This is a genomic window from Flavobacterium fluviatile, assembly GCF_010645065.1.
In the GTDB taxonomy this organism is placed as follows: Bacteria; Bacteroidota; Bacteroidia; order Flavobacteriales; family Flavobacteriaceae; genus Flavobacterium; species Flavobacterium fluviatile.
In genome coordinates this window covers 332,350-351,414 of sequence record NZ_JAADZW010000001.1, presented here as the reverse complement: position 1 = coordinate 351,414, position 19,065 = coordinate 332,350, and the positions used below count along the sequence as shown (strand labels likewise).

Here is a 19,065-nt window from a genome sequence, read left to right as displayed (position 1 = left end):
AAAAATTTAAGCTCTCGAATGAGCTATTTAAAGTAGATTAAAATATAAGTACAATTTGTGGTGTCCTACTTATAGCTTCGCATTTGCAAACTTGATGGACTTGGTACAGTAATTTCTTTGGGTAATTTTTGCAGTTTTCCCGTTTTAGAATCTCTACGAAAAACAACAATTGAATTGGAGTATTGATTCGCAACTAGTAAAAAATTACCCGAAGGATCAATAGCAAAATTTCGAGGATGCTCGCCGTAGGTAGGTTCATGCCCCACTAATTTTAATGTACCCTCTTTTTGATTGACTGCAAAAATCACAATACTATGTTCGTTTGGGCCTCGGTTAGAAGCATACAAAAATTTTCCATCGGGCGAAATATGGATATCGGCTCCGCTATAAATAGTCTGATTGGTCTCATAGGCTTTATAGGCAGCTAGAAAATCCAATTGGTCCTGATTAGTATTATACGCCAAAACTTCTCCACTAAATTCTGTAACACCGTAGGCAAACTTACCATTAGGATGAAAGGTAAAGTGCCTTGGACCACTCCCCGTTTTTACCTTTATTTCGCCTGCTTTTTGTATTTCAAAAAAATCATCTTTTCCGTGAATTACTTTAAATTGATACATTTTGTCAGTTCCTAAATCCTGCACCAATAAAGCTTCATTGTCTGGAAAAAAATTGGAAGAATGAATGTGGCTGGTTTCTTGTTTTACTTTTATAATACTACTACCCGAAAAAGTAAAAAACTGATTGAATTTGTTGAGACTACCGTCTGGTTTGATTTTGAAAACGCTCAAACTTGGATCGGCATAGTTGGATGCAACAAGATGCTTACCTGATTTGTCTATCTCTAAATGTGCTGGATTTCTGCCACCAGCATCCTGGATAGTAAGCAGTTTTAATTTTCCCTGAGCAATATCAATTTGGAAAGCGGCAACTTTGCCATTGGTAGGCATCTGACTTTCCAAAACACTGTACAGGTATTTCCCATTTGGTGCCAATCTTAAAAACGAAGGATTAATAATTGAATCCACTTCATCGGTCAAGATAGCTTCCCCGGTTTTTAGATTAAAATTATAAACTTTAATCCCTTTAGCGGGTTTCTTATCGGTATAACTCCCTACAAATAATAAGGTGTGTTCCTGTACTTTGCAGGAGCTTAACAATATGGAGGTCATAAAAAAAATGGCTAGTTTCTTTTTCAATAAAAGTGGTTTCATTTTAATTTAAATTTCAATTAACTAATAAAATACCTACCAAGTGGAATTACAAAAAAGTTTTAAAAGCACGATTTTGATCGTCTCCTTTCACCTCAAAAGAAACAAAACCTATTTTTTTCCCCTCACCAATGTACAGACTTACGGTCCTTTTTCCTTTAACCTCTTCTACTCTTACAATGCCAAAACGACCTTCAAAATTTAATTTCAAATCTTTATTCGAATAAACAGAATCTGCTTTATCCTGACAAATAATATAGTCGGTAATTAGCGTTTTATTTATTTTAGAAATCACTTTGGCTCCCACTACTTTATTACCATCCATCAAAGGCTCTACACTTTGAACACTAGATTCGGAATTTAAAGAAGGTTCAAAAACAGCCATAAAAGGTTTGTCCCAGGCCTCTCCTTTTTGTCTGATAGCCACGACTTGTGTTTTCTTTTTTAGATACCCATTTTCAGCCTCACGTGTGGGTGGCGCTAAGGCGGAGGTATATTCACGTTCCACTCCTTTTGGTACCATCATGTGCATGTATTTTTTATCAAAATCAATTTTAAAAGTCACATCCACTCCATCTTTTATGGACTCGGTTACTTTGGTATTTTCAAAATAGCGCCATCCTGGTGATTGCACAGGGTCACCTATATCATTGTTGTAACGGTCGGTTTCTTTCAAAGATAAAAGCTGTCCTTTTTCATTTTTTATAATAGTTTCATCGCCAATATTGTGATAGATATAATCATGAAATTTATTTTCGCCATTCGATTTAGAACGGAAAATATCCAAATAATAGGCTGTTTTTTCACTGGTTCGAATCGTACTTAGTGTTCGTTCCTGAACACAATTATTAACCTCGTCCTTCAAAAATTGAGTAGCAAAGCTAAAATTTTCAGCAATCGGGTTTTCCAAATGTTTCGGCTCAGCAGCTATATTTACAGTATTGTTTTGCCAAACATAAGCATCTCCTTTCCAGGAACCTTCATCCAAACCATGAGAACTTCCGTTCACAATTACCGAATTATTACCGGCATACAATCTGAAATATTTTTCATGAAGCGGAATTTTACGTTCTGCAACAGTAGCAGGAAGTCCAGCATTGGCAGCCATTACATAACCAGCGCCATACAATTCCATAGAAATCCCGGTTAAATGCGAATGCACATACGAAGCACCTCCAATGATACCGCACAAACCATAAATTTCATTTTCTTTGGCAACATAATTACGTTGTAGTGCTATACCTGCATGTTTTACGATTACCGTAGGTTTATTAAAATTAATATGTCCATCAATTTTTTCAGGAATAGGATGTCCCCAAAACAAGTCTAGTATTTGAAAATTGTTAAAAATATTATCACCTAATTTAGGCTTATATCCTCCATTGGCTTCATTGGTTTGTTTTAAAGCCAGTTGTGCCTTTTGTTTAATATCATCATAACCTCTTCTTTCGGCAATATCCAAAGTGTAGCGATAAAGGTCGTCGGTACTATCATTATTTCGTTTGGAGTCACCAAAACGTACAAATGTTCGGTTTGGATGCCTTAGATAATCAAACAAAAAATTGCCATTCAAAATGTGTTTATTCTCCTGAGTTACATTCATTTCTGGATAAATACGATCTACAATATTTAAAGTCATCGTAATAATGGGCATAAAACTATAACTCAACGATTCCGGCCAGACGCCTTGCTCTCCAAACATGGGTAGAATCGTATTTTTAAATGAATTTTGGTGTGCCGTTCCTTTTTCCCAAAAAACATCAAACAAGCGCTGACGTTCTTTATCATCTTCAATACATAAAATACTGAACAAAGCTCCCGAGGCTGTTAAGATAGGATGATTCGAAATGGTTTTACCATGCTTGTCGGGTTTGCCATATTCTTGCAATACATTACCAGCTACATTAGCCATTGCTTTTTGAGCTTTTGCATTGTCAAAAGGAATGCGCTTTTTTTGCATTTTAGAATAGACCGTTGCATTGGCTTGTTTTAAATACGGATAAATAAAATCATAGGTTATGGCAAAAGGTCCATAAGTAGTCCTTGGGTCAAAAAACTCATAGCCACAAATAGTAGTCGTTTGAGGAGTTAAAGGCGTAATATGATCAATATAAACGCCCAAAATATCTGCTGCAAATTGGGCATATTTCTCGTCTTGGGTCAAATAATACAAATAACCTGCATCCGAGGCAAGTGCCAACACTTTATTGTGCGCTGACGCTAGAGGTCCTGCTTTTTGCTCTGAATTTTCACGGTCGTGTTTGGCAAAAGCTGGGACGGAATTCAAAATCGCATTAGGATCCGATTGGTGTTTTTGGAGTGCTCCATCCACACGCTGATGCAACTGATTGAGCATGCTTTTTGCCCAATCGTATTTTTTTATTTTCTCTAAAATTTGTGGACGCTCTTCATTGGTCACCCAAATGGCTGGATGTTGTAAGGATTGCGCTTTAAAATGAGTGCTAACAAGACAACAAATCGGGAGGAAAAACAAGACTATTAACTTTTTCAAGGTACTTTTTTTTAAAATTATAAATTACTTTAGGGTTACTGCTAAAAACAAATTACTGGTCGGCGCCAATTACATTCACTGGTTTGACTTCCTCTCCATTGCTTTGCGCTTTTTGTTTCACAAAATAAGGTTGGAAGGTATAAGATGAATTCTTGTCCCATTTTTCATTGGTTTTAGGGAAGTATTTTTTTAGTTTTCTGATTTCATTTTTATACTCTGCAAAATTAGCCAAATTAGTAAATTCGTTAGGGTCAATTTTATGGTCGTACAATTCTTGTCCTCCGTCTTCATATTGTGTAAATCTAAATCTTCCTTGGTTTACCGAATGATTATTTTCACCATAAGTAGTAAGCGCACAGGCTTTATTTGCTACTTTATCGCTTTTCATTGTTGCTACCAAACTAATTCCTTCGTTTCGGCTGTAAGCAGGTAGGTTACACAATTCTAAAAGTGTTGGATAAATGGAAAGCATTTCGGCAGGTGTATCAATTACTTTTCCTTTTTGCAAATTGGGTGCCACAAATAACAAAGGCGCTTTAGTAGCTGAATCCCATAAACCGTGTTTGGCAAAAGTTCCCTTTTCGCCCAAACGATAACCATGGTCTGACCATAAAACAATGATGGTATTAGCGCTATGCTCGCTGTTATCCAAAGCATCCAAAACACGACCAATTTCATAATCAACAAAACTAACACAAGCCAAATAGGCTTGAATCATTTTCTTCCACTCCCCCGTTTGAATCGCCCATTCGGTAGAAGGCATCATAGGCAAATCATTGATATCCAATCCCACTTGTGGCACATCTTTCAAATCATCTGACAAATAAGGAGCAACCTGAATGCCTTCCAGCGGATGCATATCAAACCATTTTTGAGGTACATACAACGGCACATGAGGACGCAAAAATCCAACCCCCATAAAAAAAGGTTGGTCGTATTTTTTATTCAGACGATCAATAGCCCAATTGACCGATTGATGGTCTGGCATTTGTTCATCTTGTTCAGGGAAAGCACCCCAATCGGTACTGGTGCGTCCGTATTTGGTTTTGTCTGCTGGGCCTAAACCATCCCAAACAAAACGTTTTTTGGGCAAAGGGCCAAAGCCTTTGACTCTGCCGCCTTCTTCATCAAAAACGCCTTTGGGAGCAAAATCGTGAAATAGTTTCCCAATTCCCATGGTGTGATAGCCATTATTTTTGAAATATTCTGGAAGAAAGACTATCTCTTTGGTAGCAGGATTTTCGGAACGTATTTTCTCATCCGCTATCATTCCATAAATTCCTGTTGATGACGGACGCAAACCCGACATAATCGAAGCACGAGAAGGCCCACACAAAGGTGCTTGGCAATGCGCATTGGAGAAAAGCACCCCTCTAGCTGCTAGTCTGTCTATATTTGGCGTTTTGGTATTCGAATAATTATTTAAGCAGCCCAACCATGTATTCAAATCATCAACCGCAATAAATAACACATTGGGTTTGGGTGATTGAGCAATTTTAGATTGTGCCGTAATTGTTGTTCCAGCTAAAACGAACGCCAGTATTGCTATTATTTTACTTCTATTTTTCATTTGTGTTTTTTGCATTAATCAATAAAAAGTTCGTCAATATAAGGACCACTTTGACCTGTTGTTTCCAATCGGATGTTATTGGCACCCGATTTAAAATTTACAATAGTGTTTACAAATTCCCAGTTTTGTATCCAGCCTCCTGTTGCATTAAATTCAAAGGTTTTGATATAGGTGTCGTTTACAAATAACTTCATTGGGTATTTTTTGTCCTTGTCGTTGTGCATGTATCTGAATCGAATACTAAAATCGCCTGCTTCACCATCATTTTCTTGGTAAAAAGTAATACTACCTTCCTTATTATCAAATTTCACAAAACCAGTTCCTTTAAAATGTTGCGCTTCATTACTCGTTTTTGCACCCCCTTTTAAAATAGCTTCTTCAGCGGCAATATTTACCCCTCTACCATTCCAAATATTAGCTGATTTTTCATCTCCCCAAAACAAACCTTCGTTAGCGCCGAAGGTTTCTTCTAACGCTAAAATCAATTTTCCATTTTGTTTCACAATAGCTTTGACTGTAGTATTGTTTTTTACTTCGAATGGCTTGGTATAAACAGTTCCCTGTTTTTGAGGGTCAGCGCCATTAGTGGTATATAAAATTTCAAATTTTGATTGGGAAATTTTTCCTATCAATCCCATTTCTTGTACATCAATTGAAATCAGGTTAGAAATATACAATGCTTTGTCACCCAATATAGAAGCCGTGATAACCGAAGCATTTTTAGCATTTTCTTTTTCTCTTAAAAATAAACGTCCTTTTCCAAAAAATAAAGTTTTAAAATCCGATTTGGTACGACTAATGGAATCGATAGGATTTCCGTTTTCCATAGACACTTTTTCGACATCACCTGAAATATGATAATAGACTCTGTTTTCTCCATAAGGATAAAGATTCGCTTTCGAATCTATGGATTCACTTGTAAAAATATAACTTGACGAAAATCCGTCCTCAGCTTTTAGCTTATTGAGACTGTTTTTTAAAGATTGAGGTACACCACTTGTTGCAATTGCTACTCGTTTTACTTCTTTACCGTTTTTATAAGCTACGGCTTCTAGTTTTCCTTCTTCATAAGGCACCATCCAATCGCATTGCATTTCGTTCCAAACAGTTCCAGGTTTGCCTTTTCCTAATGATTTTCCGTTTAAAAATAACTCTACCTCATCGGCATTTGAATAGACCCAAACCGGAATTACCGTTCCTTTTTTCATTCTTGGATGTGTCCAATGTGGCAAAATATGTACCATGGTTTCCTTAGTCCATTGGCTTTGGTAGAAATAATACAAATCTTTTTCAAAACCCGCCACATCAACTGCACCACCCATAAACAGATTGAAAGGCAAACCACCGTGAACCAAACCCGCTTCGCCATAATAATCAAAACCTGTCCAACGGAAATGCCCGCTATGCCAAGGCGTATCACGCATGACTTCCCAATTTTTACGAGCAGAAATACGAACCGTAGCATTGTCATAAGAGGAATTATAACGTTGTTTTCTATTCTTCCATTTTTTTGGGTCTAAACCTTCATAAAAAAAGATTTCCTTTTCGGTTAAATTAGGTAACGGATAGGTTCCTGGCAATTCGTTATCACGCCACCAAGTTTGCGTTCTATAGTACCCACGTGTTTGCCAAGTATGTGGTGCTTCAGTTGATACAAATGGTTTATCAAATTTGGCAGACTCTAAGAATGTTTTGGTTTCTGAACCACCATTTATCCCTGTGATATCCATATCCTCAGGATTTCCTGCTCCTGATGAAAACAAACGAGTATCGTCAAAACTTTTACCAAATTTCACTAATTCAGGTGCTACGGCACTATGTGTTTCATTCCCCAAACTATACACAAAAACACTCGGATGGTTGCGGTCTCGGGTAATCCATTCTTTCATATCGGCTTTCCACCATTGGTCAAACGCCTGTTTACCATAGTCTTGAGGTGCTTTTTTGTGCCAACCGTCAAAAATTTCGTCCATAACAAGCAAGCCTATTTCGTCGCAAATGTCATAAAACATTGGAGGAGTTGGATTGTGCGAAGGACGAATGGCATTGATGCCCATATTTTTTAACAATTGTAATTTCCAACGCAACATTGGTTTAGTCCAAGCACCGCCTACGGGTCCACCTTCCCAATGCTCACAAACGCCTTTTAGCTTCACATTTTTTCCGTTGAGCCAAAAACCAGTTTCCGTTTTCCATTCGACCGTTCTAAAACCAAAGTTTGTCTTTATTTCATCAATTACTTTTTTATTTTGAATTACTTGAGTGATTAACTGATATAAAACTGGGGTTTCAGGACTCCATAATTTAGGATTAGGTATTTCTATTGAATTATTAGTTTTTGAATCGTCAATTTTTTGAATGGCGGTTTTAATTGTTTTACCCGCTGGAGAAACAATAGAAAGTTTGCATTCCAATCCATTTACAGGATTCTCGTAATCGATTTTCACATTTACCGTAGCCGTTGTTGTTTCAATTTTTGGAGTTGTGATAAAGATGCTATTTGGAGTAATATGCGTTTTGTTGACCGTAATCAATTTTACAGAAGCATATATTCCACAAGGATGATACCAGCGTGCCGAAGGTTCTAAACTATTATCGACTCTAACAGCGATAGTGTTTTTTCCTTCTTTCAAATATTTTGAAATATCATATCTAAAACTGATGTAACCATAAGGTCTTTTGCCTAAATAATTCCCGTTTATCCAGACTTCACTATTCATATACACTCCATCAAAATTGATGTAGTTTGTTTTCGAAAGGCTTTCTTTTTTAACAACAAACGATTTACGATACCAACCAATGCCGCCATCGTGATAACCACCACCTTGTCCTTGGTCTCCGCCTTTTCGAACGCCTTTTTCAAAAGACCAATCGTGCGGAATGTTTAGATTTTGCCATGAACTATCATCGAATTCTTTAGCTGAAAAAAGGTTTTTATCTTCTAAAATAAAACGCCAGTTTTGATTGAAATTCGTTTGGGTTCGCTGAGCATATCCAATTTTAAAAATGGCAAAAAACAAACTAATTATTAAGAACTCATCTTTTAATTTTTTCATTAAATTATCTTAAATTTTGATAAAGCATTACAATTGATTAGAATAAAAATTTAATTTGTAATTAACAGGTCTAAATTTCAGATATCTCGGAAAGTAATTTGTCCTGCTTTGTAGGCTTTAAAGAGTTAAAAAATGCAGAAGATATTCATTAAGAAAGCACTAATACTTATTACGTATTTTTTAAATTTCTTAGAAAAAAATGGCTATTATATTAATAATAAAACCTAAATAAAATAATGCAATTAATAAATTTATATTGAACTTCTGTCGATAAATTGAAAAGGATTTTTAATTCTTCCTTTTTCATTTTTGATTATCATTTTTGCCGCCGTTTCTCCCATATTAACAAAATTCGTGGATACAACAGCTATGTTCAACAACCTTTTTAAAGGTGTTTCATTATACGATAAAACACCAATATCTTGACCCAATAAATAATTTTTAGCTGAAATTAAATCTAAAATTTTCACCAAAGAGTCATCTTCTACAATAATATAAAGACTATCGATGTTTATAATAGTAGTATCCGAAATCTGATCTAAAATCCCAAATTGAAAAAAATTTTCTGAGCAAAATTTTTGAAATCCTTGCGAAATTTTGTTTAAATATGCAATACTTTGTGTTGGAGCCACCAAAAAAAAATTTTTGTATTTTTTTATTTTATCAGTCGCAGCATTTAACGCATTGTACAAATCATTTTCGAAATCCTGATAAATTTCGATTACATTCCCATCAATATTTAATTCGTCATTATCCATTACTACCAACTTATCTAAGGGAATAGACTTAATGATACTAATCGAGTTTTTAAAATAATTAGTTGTGTCCCCATTTTGGGTTTTAAAATGAGGCATAATCACATAATAATCATAATTATTAAAATGTTTCTCCATTAAATTTAAAAATAAAGTCTCATCGCAATGGTAAACCTCAAAATCAGTATGATACTGCTCACCTATAACTTCCAAAAAAGAATAATATATTTTCAACTTATAAGAACTTAGTTTATTAATAAAAAAAATGATTTTTTTCTTTTTTACGAGCTTCGTGCTATTAATGTAAAAGCCAACTCCTTTCTGAGCTATGATTACATTTCTTTTTTTTAGTTCTTTATATGCTTTTTCTACCGTATCTCTAGATACAGCATAATTTTTACTAAATTCATTTATAGAAAGCATTTTGTCATACATTTTAAGCTTTCCACATACAATCTCATTAATAATTTCTTCCACAATCTGTTGATATAATGGTATTGATGCAACTTTATTAATATTTATTGACAACTCTTTCATAATTTAATTTTTTAGTTATTTTATTTCCCCCTATTAAAGCTTTTTATAAATCTCTATCGCATTCAAAACAGGTTCACCTACTATTTTTTTGAAATTCACTAGCAATGGTTCGCCTTCTTTGACACTCACTTCCGATTTAATTTTGACCGCTTGGTATTCGCCATAATCTCCCAATAAATCTAGATTTTCAATTACTTTTTTATCATTAATCAGTACCGAAAACTTACGGTTAGCCACCTTAGTAACCTCCTTTGATTCTTCGGTTAAATCAAAAGCTAGATGCTTGGCTTTTGAACCTTCTAATTCGGCAAAATGCAATTTGATTTCATACAGACCAGGCGGTACATCAAAGCGGTATTGCTCAATGCCTACCAACTGCGTTTGGTAAATAGGGTCGTTAAAAGTTCCTTTGATGGTTTGCTTCGCTCCATAAGGTTGTTGCACATTTTTTTCAGGACGCACATAAGGTTTTCCGCCAATGTGCCCCCAGCTTCTTGGGGTGTATTCTTTGTCAAACAACCAAGCTTGGTCTATTTTGTCATCATAAAAAAAGCGTTGGTCTCCTACATTTATAGAAAAACCTGCGGCTGGAAAGTTTTTTAACGAAAATGGAATAATATTGATACAAACCGTAGAAAAATCCTCTACTATATCGCCACTTTTTGCTACTAACTGATTGATTCCGTCAACAAAAGGGACATTGAAAATTGCAATTTTATCTTCTACTTTTTTGGCTCCTAAACTTTTTCCATTTATAAAAAGTGTTACTTCATTTTGATTCGAAAAAACTTGCACTGGCATTGTTGCAACTCCCGAACCCTCTTTATCTTCTACTTGCGAACGTTGGTTCCAAGTTTTGGTAGCAATGGCTAAAAATGGTTTGGAGAATAAAGAAGCTTGGTAGTAAAAAAACACATCTTTGGGTTTTCTATCCAAACCAACTAAACCTTTATTATTGATACTTTGCACTGCATCAATACGGTCTTCTGAGTTAAAATCGGCATAATTCCATACGTTGACACCGGCTATAAAATCTTGTTTCATAAAATATTCAAGATAGTATTTATGAAATTCGGTTCCGTATTCCTGAGAATAATCAAAACGCATCGGATTTAGAGTATGCAACCTTGGGTCCACTCCTGCACCGTACTCCGTTATTATCATTGGTTTTTTTATGGTCGAATGAAATTTTTCAATTCTCTCAGGCAGTAAGTTATAAGAACCACCGTACCAACCCAGATATATATTCCAGCCTACAATCATTGGAACCTCGGTCAATCCAGCTTCATGATAGCGTTCTAGGCCATTATGGTTCGGAATCATCGTATAGCGGTATGGGTCTTCGGCACGGGTTAGATTTTCAATTTTTTTAGCCAATTCCACAATATAGTTCGTGTATTTTTTGTAACGTTCTTTATCATTACCATATCGAGGATGCAAAATTACCTCGTTCATATACGCCCAAATAATCAAACTAGGGTGGTTGTAATTTTGACGAATCATTTCCAATTGGGCGCTCAAACAATTTTGAGTAAAAGCCTCAGATTCGGTAACGGTATCCACAATTGGTGTTTCAACCGTAGTTAAAATTCCCAATCGGTCACACATTTCAAGGATAATGGGATCTTGTGGGTAATGGGCTATGCGCAAAAAATTGCTCCCCATTTCCTTCATTCGCAAAATATCTTCGACATGAATGTGGTCTGGAACAGCATTTCCGATGTCTTTAAAATCTTGATGGCGGTTGGTTCCAACCAATTTTAAATGTTTTCCATTCAAGAAAAAACCTTTGTCAACATCAAATACAAACCAACGAAAACCTAAGGAATTAGTTGATTCATCAATTTTTTGATTCGTTTTTGCATCGAAAATTTCACAAACCACTTTGTACATATTAGGCGTATCTGGCGACCATAATTGGGGGTTTTTAACCGAATTTAACGCAAAATTAAACTCATTTTCAATTCCTGATTTTAGCTTAAACGTTTGCACTTTCTCTGAAACCAATTGCTGATTTGGGCCAATTAATTTGGTTACCAATTTTACATTCTGATTGGCTTTATCATCGTTCTTGATTTTTACTTTCAATTGTACCTCGCCTTTTTGTGCAGATACTTTTGGAGTCGTGATAAACACCCCATTGGCAGCATCATCTTCAATACTAAAATGCACTTTATCAGTTACTACCAGATTGATATCGCGATAGATTCCTCCAAAAAAAGTAAAATCGGCATGCAAGGGTGGCACATCCTCATCATACGAATTGTCGGCTTTTACCAATACCATAAATGAAGTAGTGTTTTTGGAAGCATCAAAATCGATGAATTTAGAAACAGGCACTACAAAACGAGTAAAACCGCCAATATGTTTATTGGCCAATTTATTATTGATATACACTTCAGACACCATAGCAACGCCTTCAAAAAACAGAAAAACTTCCTTATCCTTGTAAGCCGTTGGGATTTTGATGGTTTTAGTGTACCAACCGGCACCACGGTAAAAACCTTCTTCTTCATCCATCACATCTTTGTCATTCCAAGTATGCGGGATAGCGACTTTTACACCTTTATGATTTTTGAGTTGGTTAATTTCAGTAATCGATTTATCTTGAACAAACTGCCATGCATCATTGACCGTATATTTAATTTGCGCTATTAATTGCGAACAAAAAGTTTGCAATAGAAAAACGAATATGATTAAAAAATTATTTTTCATCTTTGGGTTTTATTTTTTGACTTTGGATGTAAAGCAGTAGGTTCCTTCTTTGAATAATCAAATAATAAATATAGCGATTGAACTAATTTTGTCTTTTAGGTGAAATCACTTTGCCTTCGCCTTTATCCCAATTCCTAAAATCAATGGCTCTTTTAGATGGATCAAGTGTATAATTCCATTTTTTCATATAGAATTCTCTTGGTTTAAAATCGTCACCTATCCTTTTTAATTCATTGTTGAGTTGCTTCTCTAAATCTTTTTGAATCTTTTCATAATCGGATTTATCTAGCAAATTTGTCATTTGATAAGGGTCTTTTAAATTGTCGTACAAATTAGAAGCTCCTTCAGTGGTGCGTATATAAGTATATTGTTTGGTTCTAATAGCACGATACTCTGAATCATTAAAATTAGACCCAAAAGGACTAACATTCATTACCAAAGCCGCTCTATCAGCTTTTGTATTTGGATTTTTGATTAATGAAGATATATCTTCACCTTCAATTCCTTTTGGAATGTCAATTTTAGTTAAGCCTAATAAAGAAGGTAAAATATCAGGTGTGGTTATAGGTGCTTGAACTGTTTTGCCTTTGTTATTTTTGATATTTGGATAAGAGATTAAAAAAGGAACACGTACAGACTCATCCCAAACCAATTGTTTCACAAATGGTTTTACGCCATGCCCACCCATCATTTCACCATGGTCAGCCGTAAATACAATAATAATGTTGTCAGATAAATTAAGCTTTTTGATTTGTTCCAAAACCGTTCCGATAGCCTCGTCAGTAGCGGTACAATGTGCGTAATAGCCTTGTAATTCATCACGAACCTTATCTTTTAAATTTTCAGGGATATTAGGAGCTAAAACCAAATCCTTTGGAGGATACATCTTTTTGTACTTTTCAGGCGCACTATCATGTGGATAATGTGGAGTTGCTAATGAGATAAGCATTAAAAAAGGTTCTTTGTCCTTGGCATGATCGGCCAAGTATTGGTTTGCATCCTTAGTGATAGCAAATGGAGAATAGCCTTCCCAATATCTTTTTTTCGGGTCATTATTAGCATAATAATGTTCTTTATTGTAGTTGTGGTCACATTCTGTCCCTTTCCAATAATCAAATCCTTGACGTCTTTCGGGTGCTACATTGTTTTCACGACCATGGCCGTCTAAATGCCATTTGCCCCAATAGGCTGTACTATAGCCTTCGGCCTTGAAAATTTCTGCCATACATAATTCTTCTGATGGTAGATAAATATCATTCAAGAACATCCCTGTTGTGGTGGGGAATTTCCCTGTGAACAAAGCTGCTCGATGCGGAGTACATACAGGGGTAACTGAAACTGCATTGGCAAAATTGACAGCTTCTTTGGCTAATTTATCTAAATTAGGTGTTTTTACATTTGGGTCACCATTATAGCCTGTGGCAGAACCTCTCCATTGATCGGTGAGGATATAAACAATATTGGGTTTCGTTTTATTTACAGTTTTATTTGTGTGTTGACTATGTACTTGTGATAGCACTAAAAAGAAAAAAACAATTGATATTTTATAGAATTTCATAAGTTAATGGTATATAATTAAAATTTATTAAACAACCGAAATTGTACAAACAACCTCTTTGGTGTTTTTAGGAAAAGATACTAAGACAGGTACTACTTCCATTCCAGGTACTTGATTAAAAATGCGTTCTTTTGTTGTTTTTTTAATCGTAAGTGGCACACTCGATTCTACAACAACAATCCCTTCTTTTTTATGAATTTCGATTTTAGTAGCCGAAACTTGTACTACTTTCTCCCCTGTAGGCGAAATAACAGGCAATACTAGTGTATCTCCATTTGCTTCGGAAGTAGTTCTTTGGGCTTTGATAGTTGTTTGATTTTTATCAAAAAGATAATTCAGTTTGAAATCACTGCCTGATGCTAGGGTTTCTTTTTTATTGTTGGTCATGGCGGTTTCAATAGTAAAATCAATGATTCCTTTTTCGTCTTTGAAGCTGACTTTAGCTTTCAAATCCTGTAGGTTTGTGTACCAAATTCCGTTGACAAATCGCTCTACACGGGGAGTTATGCAAAAATCTTCTCCTTCTTGTTCTTGTTGGTTATAAGGTTCTACCAACAAGTATTCGACCATACTAGCGGTAAATATAGGCCCTACTTTTTCATGCCATAACACCGCTAGCGAACCTCCTGTAGCTGCTACTGATTTTTCTTTCTTAAAGATTTGGTCATAGGATGAAACGGTGCTTCGCCAAGGCCCTCTGGCTGCTAACCAAACATCAAGTTCCGAAAAGTGTTTCACTCCATCATTGATACTTCTTGGTAGAGGCGTTTTTTTGTTGACCTTTTTTAGTTTCTCGGCATTGTCCATCACAAAAGCTAGATTTTTTGCATGGGCAAAAGTATGATGCATACAGGGTTTTACGCCATGGGTTTGATAATGCAAACCACCTGCTAAAAGTCCTTTGACGGTACAACGTTGCAATAATTCGGTACTCATAACCGCAGCGGTTCCAAAAGCAGGATTTCTATCCGCCAACAATGAAAAAGCAGGTTGACAACCATCTGTGGTTCTGCTGCCCCAGTAGGTCCATTTGTTTTGTCGTGTTCCAAAACTGTTGTCCCAAGCGCCATCAGGTAGCATAAATTCTAAGTGACCGTTTAACGATTGGGTTAGTAAATCCAATAATTTTTCGTCTTGGATATGTACCGCATATTGCACTACTGCATTTAAACTTTCTTCTACATTGTATCCTATGTCAACAGGCAGTAATCCTTTGGCACTTTTTTTATCGTCTGGATGATTTTCGCCAAATAATAATTTATTAGGTTCTGTTAAGTATTTCGGAATCAGCAAAGCCAATTCTTTACTTCTGGTTTTATATTTTTCTTCGTTAAAATAATCCCCCACAAACGACAGAGCATAAATAGCGGTAAAGCGGTAATTGATATGACTAAAATGATCATCAAATTTTGTAAAAACAAAATCGATTGCTCTTTTCAATCGGTTCTCCCATTTTGTTTTGGTCTCTTTTGGCAACAAATGTCCGTGATACTGTAAGGCTTCACCTAAAGCAATTACGCCAAATACAGTAGTACCATACCACGATTTTGGGTCAATCATATTGGTCCAACTACCATCTGGTAAATCAACGTTCACTGACCAATCCATTACTTTGATAGCGGCCTCTAGGTATTTTTTATCCCCCGTTTTATCGGCCATGTACAAAAATGGATAAACAGACTCTTGACAGCGGCCATGAATCTTCTCGCAAGCATGACAATACAAAGCGCCATGGGTAACTTTATCATTTGGGTTGTTCACTTGGTCCCAAATCATCGCATCACACCAAGTGGTTAACAATTGGAAAGTATTGTTTTCAAACGGAGATAAATCTTCCACTAGATTTCCTTCCTGAGATATACTCGCTGCTTTACAAGAATACAATGGTAGCATCAAGCTTAAGCTTCCCAAAACAGATAATTGCACAAATGACCTTCTTTTCATTATAAAAATAATTAGATACGAAATAATTAGCAATAAAAATATTGAATGTTATAAAAAATCCTGTCCTGTTTTAGAGGGTTGCATTTTGAGTGTAAAAAAAAACAGTCAAAAAATTTAATCTCTTTTGACTGTTTACTTTTGTAATTAAGCACCTATTTTTTAGTGAAGAGTATTTTGTTTTGATTATTATTTTCTCGTATATTCAATTTCTATAGTTACATAAATTCCTGTTGAAAAAGTTATCATTGAGTTAGCTATTGTGCCTTTTAAAATACACCATTTCCTTTTCTAAAACATTTATACTACCAGCATCTAATTTTAATTCTTACCCCCGAAATAGTAAATTAATCAATTCTGGGGTTTGGAATTTTTTCTGTGGCCAAAAAAATGAGCCATGAACAAATTAGGAATCTTATATTTAAGAAAATAAGTATATTAATTACTTTCCCCCATTGCATACTTGATTCCTCCTAGCAAGTGTTTTAAAAAAAATGGTTCCTGATAGGATTCATTTGTATGTCCTAAGGCTGTATAAAATGCTCGACCACCATCGTAATTGTGATACCAAGCCATAGGGTGATAAGTACCCATTTTAGCTGGACCAGCATCATAACTGCTTTCGTCAATTTCTATAAGGATATGTAAATCTTCATATACCCATTTGTAATTATACCACTCATCAAATCTTTTCCAATTCTTTGGTAAGAAATTCGTAGACAAATGTTTGTCATCAACAACTTTTAAAGTTGCCATTTGTTGTTTTGGATGAGCACTAAAATAAGCTCCTACTAAATTTCCGTACCATGTCCAACCGAACTCGCAATCAGAGGCAGCATGCACCCCAATAAAGCCGCCTCCAGATTGAATATACTTTTGAAAAGCATTTTGTTGCCTAGCATTAAGTACATCTCCTGTCGTATTTAAAAACAGAATTGCATTGTATTCTTTAAGCTTTTTATATGAAAACGTAGCTGCATCAGAGGTAGTATCCACTACAAATCCATTTTCTTTACCTAGCATACTTATAGCAGTTATTCCTTCTGGTATAGACTTATGACGAAATGCCGCAGTTTTACTAAATATCAATATTTTATGGGATTTATTTGCGAATGCATTCTGAGAACCCAACGTGATATATGTTAGTATTAAAACCGCCAATAATTGTTTAACCATAATTATTTTTTTTAATATTGATTTAATAAGTTCCTTACATAATATTAATTTTGGATAAAATTCTTATTTTTTTTCGATAATTATTCATCCGTATCTGATCATAATCTACTATTTTGTAAAATAGGAATTTCTTTCTTTTTAGTAAAGGCTAAAACATATCAAAATTTTAAATCAAGGCATATAAAACAACTCTTCTAAAGGTACTGAAACTGGCGAGTTATCAGGATTTGTCTCCATAATATCAGCCATAAAGTCCCACCATTTTTTTACAATTTCATTAGAAGCTAAATCCTGTGAACCACCAGCTCCCGTAACTTTTTGAAAAGCAAAAAGTGTATGAGTTTCTTCATCCAAAAAAATAGAATATTCACTCACTCCATTTTCTTTTAAAAGCGCATGAAGTTCTGGCCAAAGTTCGTTATGACGCTTGATGTAGGCTTCTTTTTGACCTGGATTCAATTTCATTTTAAAGGCAAGTCTTTGCATGATTTTTATTTTAAGTTAATTAATTACATTCGTGCAGTAAAGAGTGGAGTGATGCTTTTTTATCACTACCTATTTGGCAATACTCTTCCTTATTAAATTCACTACCGGCCATTGCAAATAGTTCTTTCAAGTTTTTTATAGCTTTTTCCTCATCAGCTATTTGTTTATAATCCCATTTTTTTAGTCCCTTAGCGTAGGGTTTCAAAAATTCGAAGGCATTGATTATACTAGCACCATTAGCCGCCTTATAATTCCATAAATCAACACCCAGCTTTTTTCCTAAAACAGCCAATTCAGTAAAACCTCTCAAATTCATCGTACTATACGACAAGGCTTTGGTTCTGGCTAGTTCCAAAGGTTGGGCTCCATTGAGTTGAATTTGTTTGGCAATGCGCTCTGTTTTTACAGCTTCCAAAATTTGTTTGGCTTCGGCTGTTTTATTTAAAAACAACAAAATTTGAATTAATTGCGTGTCGTAATGCGTTCCGTGGTTGTTTTTAGTATTTTTTTCAAAAACGCCATTTTCACTGGTTTGCAACCAATACGCATAATCTGTAAACCATTTTCGCAAGGCTTGACTGGTCTTCCCATCCATTTGTTGGTTTAACTCTAAAATTTCAATTGCTGTTAGCACCTTAGTTACATCAGCAAATTCAATAATTCCGATTCCCCTACCTGCATTTTCACCCGGAACGCCTTGAGCAAAATTGAGATTGGGATTCATTTTGGTATCTTCATTAACAAACCACACCTGAATTAATTCTAGCGCTTTAGTAGCATACTGTTTTTTATTCGAAAAGAAATAGGCTAAGGCCAAAGATTCCGTACTGTTGAACATTTCTTGTTTGGTTTCAAAATCAGTACTTCCTTCTCTTGTTAAGGGGTTGACTTTTCCATCTTTTCTTATCCACGGCAAACCGTCAGGTTTTGCAGGATCAGGCCACCAATAGGGACCAATCGAATAATAATCGTGCTTATCGCCACTGGCAGGCGTTTGTGTTTTTTGCATGACTGAATAAGTTCCTTTCAGCAAAGCGGTATCTGCGTCATGAAGAATTTCTTTATATAATGAGTAGTAGGAATCAGTTGTTATTTTCTTTTTTACTTTTAGAAGTTCATCATAAGTTACGGTTGAAAAATGCACCTCTTTTTGTAATGATTCTGTCTTTATTGATTGTTTGTTATTGCCCACTTGAGCCATTATATTGGTTGCTGAAAGTGTAAAAACAAACAGAATCAAGCTATTTCTTGTAAAGAGTTTTATGTTCATCTTTCAAATATTAGGTTATTAATACAATCATAAACCAAAAAATCATTCCATCTTTCCATAATAAAAAAGACAGAATGATTTTATTCTAAAAACTATAACTAAAGACTATATTAAAATAATTCTTTAAACTAACCATATCAAAGATAAAACTACCTTCATTAAAGTCTATCCTGTATTGTGGGGTAAAGTAGTAAATTGTAAATTATATTTTCGCAATCACCTCATTTTTAAATAAAATTTTCTAATAAATATCCAATGTTACTTAATCCAATTGAAAG

At 35.1% G+C, this 19,065-nt stretch carries 11 protein-coding genes; all 11 read right to left on the bottom strand.

The window, feature by feature from the left end; translation table 11 throughout:
- Window positions 1–65 precede the first annotated feature (65 nt).
- Entirely contained in the window at window positions 66–1,214 is a 1,149-nt protein-coding gene (locus GXM17_RS01150; protein WP_163397456.1) for a lactonase family protein, read from the bottom strand.
- 46 nt (window positions 1,215–1,260) lie between these two features.
- Window positions 1,261–3,723 carry an endo-acting ulvan lysase-like protein gene (locus GXM17_RS01145; protein WP_163397455.1) on the bottom strand — a complete coding sequence of 821 codons (2,463 nt, stop codon included), beginning with the start codon at window positions 3,721–3,723 and terminating at the stop codon, window positions 1,261–1,263.
- Between the two features lie 52 nt (window positions 3,724–3,775).
- Window positions 3,776–5,293 carry a sulfatase gene (locus GXM17_RS01140; protein WP_163397454.1) on the bottom strand — a complete coding sequence of 506 codons (1,518 nt, stop codon included), beginning with the start codon at window positions 5,291–5,293 and terminating at the stop codon, window positions 3,776–3,778.
- Between the two features lie 14 nt (window positions 5,294–5,307).
- Window positions 5,308–8,349, bottom strand: coding sequence for a glycoside hydrolase family 2 TIM barrel-domain containing protein (locus GXM17_RS01135; protein WP_163397453.1), 3,042 nt, complete (start codon window positions 8,347–8,349; stop codon window positions 5,308–5,310).
- A 251-nt stretch (window positions 8,350–8,600) separates the two neighbouring features.
- Window positions 8,601–9,641 (bottom strand): GntR family transcriptional regulator, encoded by a 1,041-nt coding sequence (locus tag GXM17_RS01130; protein WP_163397452.1) that lies wholly within the window; start codon window positions 9,639–9,641, stop codon window positions 8,601–8,603.
- Between the two features lie 33 nt (window positions 9,642–9,674).
- Complete coding sequence (locus tag GXM17_RS01125) at window positions 9,675–12,356, bottom strand: glycoside hydrolase family 2 TIM barrel-domain containing protein (protein ID WP_163397451.1); 2,682 nt, start codon at window positions 12,354–12,356, stop codon at window positions 9,675–9,677.
- Window positions 12,357–12,438: 82 nt separating this feature from the next.
- The gene (locus GXM17_RS01120) at window positions 12,439–13,914 is read right to left on the bottom strand and encodes a sulfatase family protein (RefSeq protein ID WP_163397450.1); all 1,476 of its coding nucleotides are present in this window, start codon (window positions 13,912–13,914) and stop codon (window positions 12,439–12,441) included.
- A 27-nt stretch (window positions 13,915–13,941) separates the two neighbouring features.
- Entirely contained in the window at window positions 13,942–15,858 is a 1,917-nt protein-coding gene (locus GXM17_RS01115; RefSeq protein ID WP_163397449.1) for an ulvan lysase-like protein, read from the bottom strand.
- 435 nt (window positions 15,859–16,293) lie between these two features.
- Window positions 16,294–17,031 (bottom strand): ThuA domain-containing protein, encoded by a 738-nt coding sequence (locus GXM17_RS01110; RefSeq protein WP_163397448.1) that lies wholly within the window; start codon window positions 17,029–17,031, stop codon window positions 16,294–16,296.
- Between the two features lie 171 nt (window positions 17,032–17,202).
- Window positions 17,203–17,517, bottom strand: a complete 315-nt coding sequence (gene rhaM, locus GXM17_RS01105) for an L-rhamnose mutarotase (RefSeq protein ID WP_163397447.1) — start codon at window positions 17,515–17,517, stop codon at window positions 17,203–17,205.
- 19 nt (window positions 17,518–17,536) lie between these two features.
- Entirely contained in the window at window positions 17,537–18,787 is a 1,251-nt protein-coding gene (locus GXM17_RS01100) for an alginate lyase family protein (RefSeq protein WP_163397446.1), read from the bottom strand.
- Between the last annotated feature and the right edge of the window lie 278 nt (window positions 18,788–19,065).

Bases quoted from the DNA above. Each gene is read 5' to 3' on its own strand.
- GXM17_RS01150 (WP_163397456.1), bottom strand. From the start codon at position 1,214: ATGAAACCACTTTTATTGAAAAAGAAACTAGCCATTTTTTTTATGACC.
- GXM17_RS01140 (WP_163397454.1), bottom strand. From the start codon at position 5,293: ATGAAAAATAGAAGTAAAATAATAGCAATACTGGCGTTCGTTTTAGCT.
- GXM17_RS01135 (WP_163397453.1), bottom strand. From the start codon at position 8,349: ATGAAAAAATTAAAAGATGAGTTCTTAATAATTAGTTTGTTTTTTGCC.
- GXM17_RS01130 (WP_163397452.1), bottom strand. From the start codon at position 9,641: ATGAAAGAGTTGTCAATAAATATTAATAAAGTTGCATCAATACCATTA.
- GXM17_RS01125 (WP_163397451.1), bottom strand. From the start codon at position 12,356: ATGAAAAATAATTTTTTAATCATATTCGTTTTTCTATTGCAAACTTTT.
- GXM17_RS01120 (WP_163397450.1), bottom strand. From the start codon at position 13,914: ATGAAATTCTATAAAATATCAATTGTTTTTTTCTTTTTAGTGCTATCA.
- GXM17_RS01115 (WP_163397449.1), bottom strand. From the start codon at position 15,858: ATGAAAAGAAGGTCATTTGTGCAATTATCTGTTTTGGGAAGCTTAAGC.
- GXM17_RS01110 (WP_163397448.1), bottom strand. From the start codon at position 17,031: ATGGTTAAACAATTATTGGCGGTTTTAATACTAACATATATCACGTTG.
- rhaM (WP_163397447.1), bottom strand. From the start codon at position 17,517: ATGCAAAGACTTGCCTTTAAAATGAAATTGAATCCAGGTCAAAAAGAA.
- GXM17_RS01100 (WP_163397446.1), bottom strand. From the start codon at position 18,787: ATGAACATAAAACTCTTTACAAGAAATAGCTTGATTCTGTTTGTTTTT.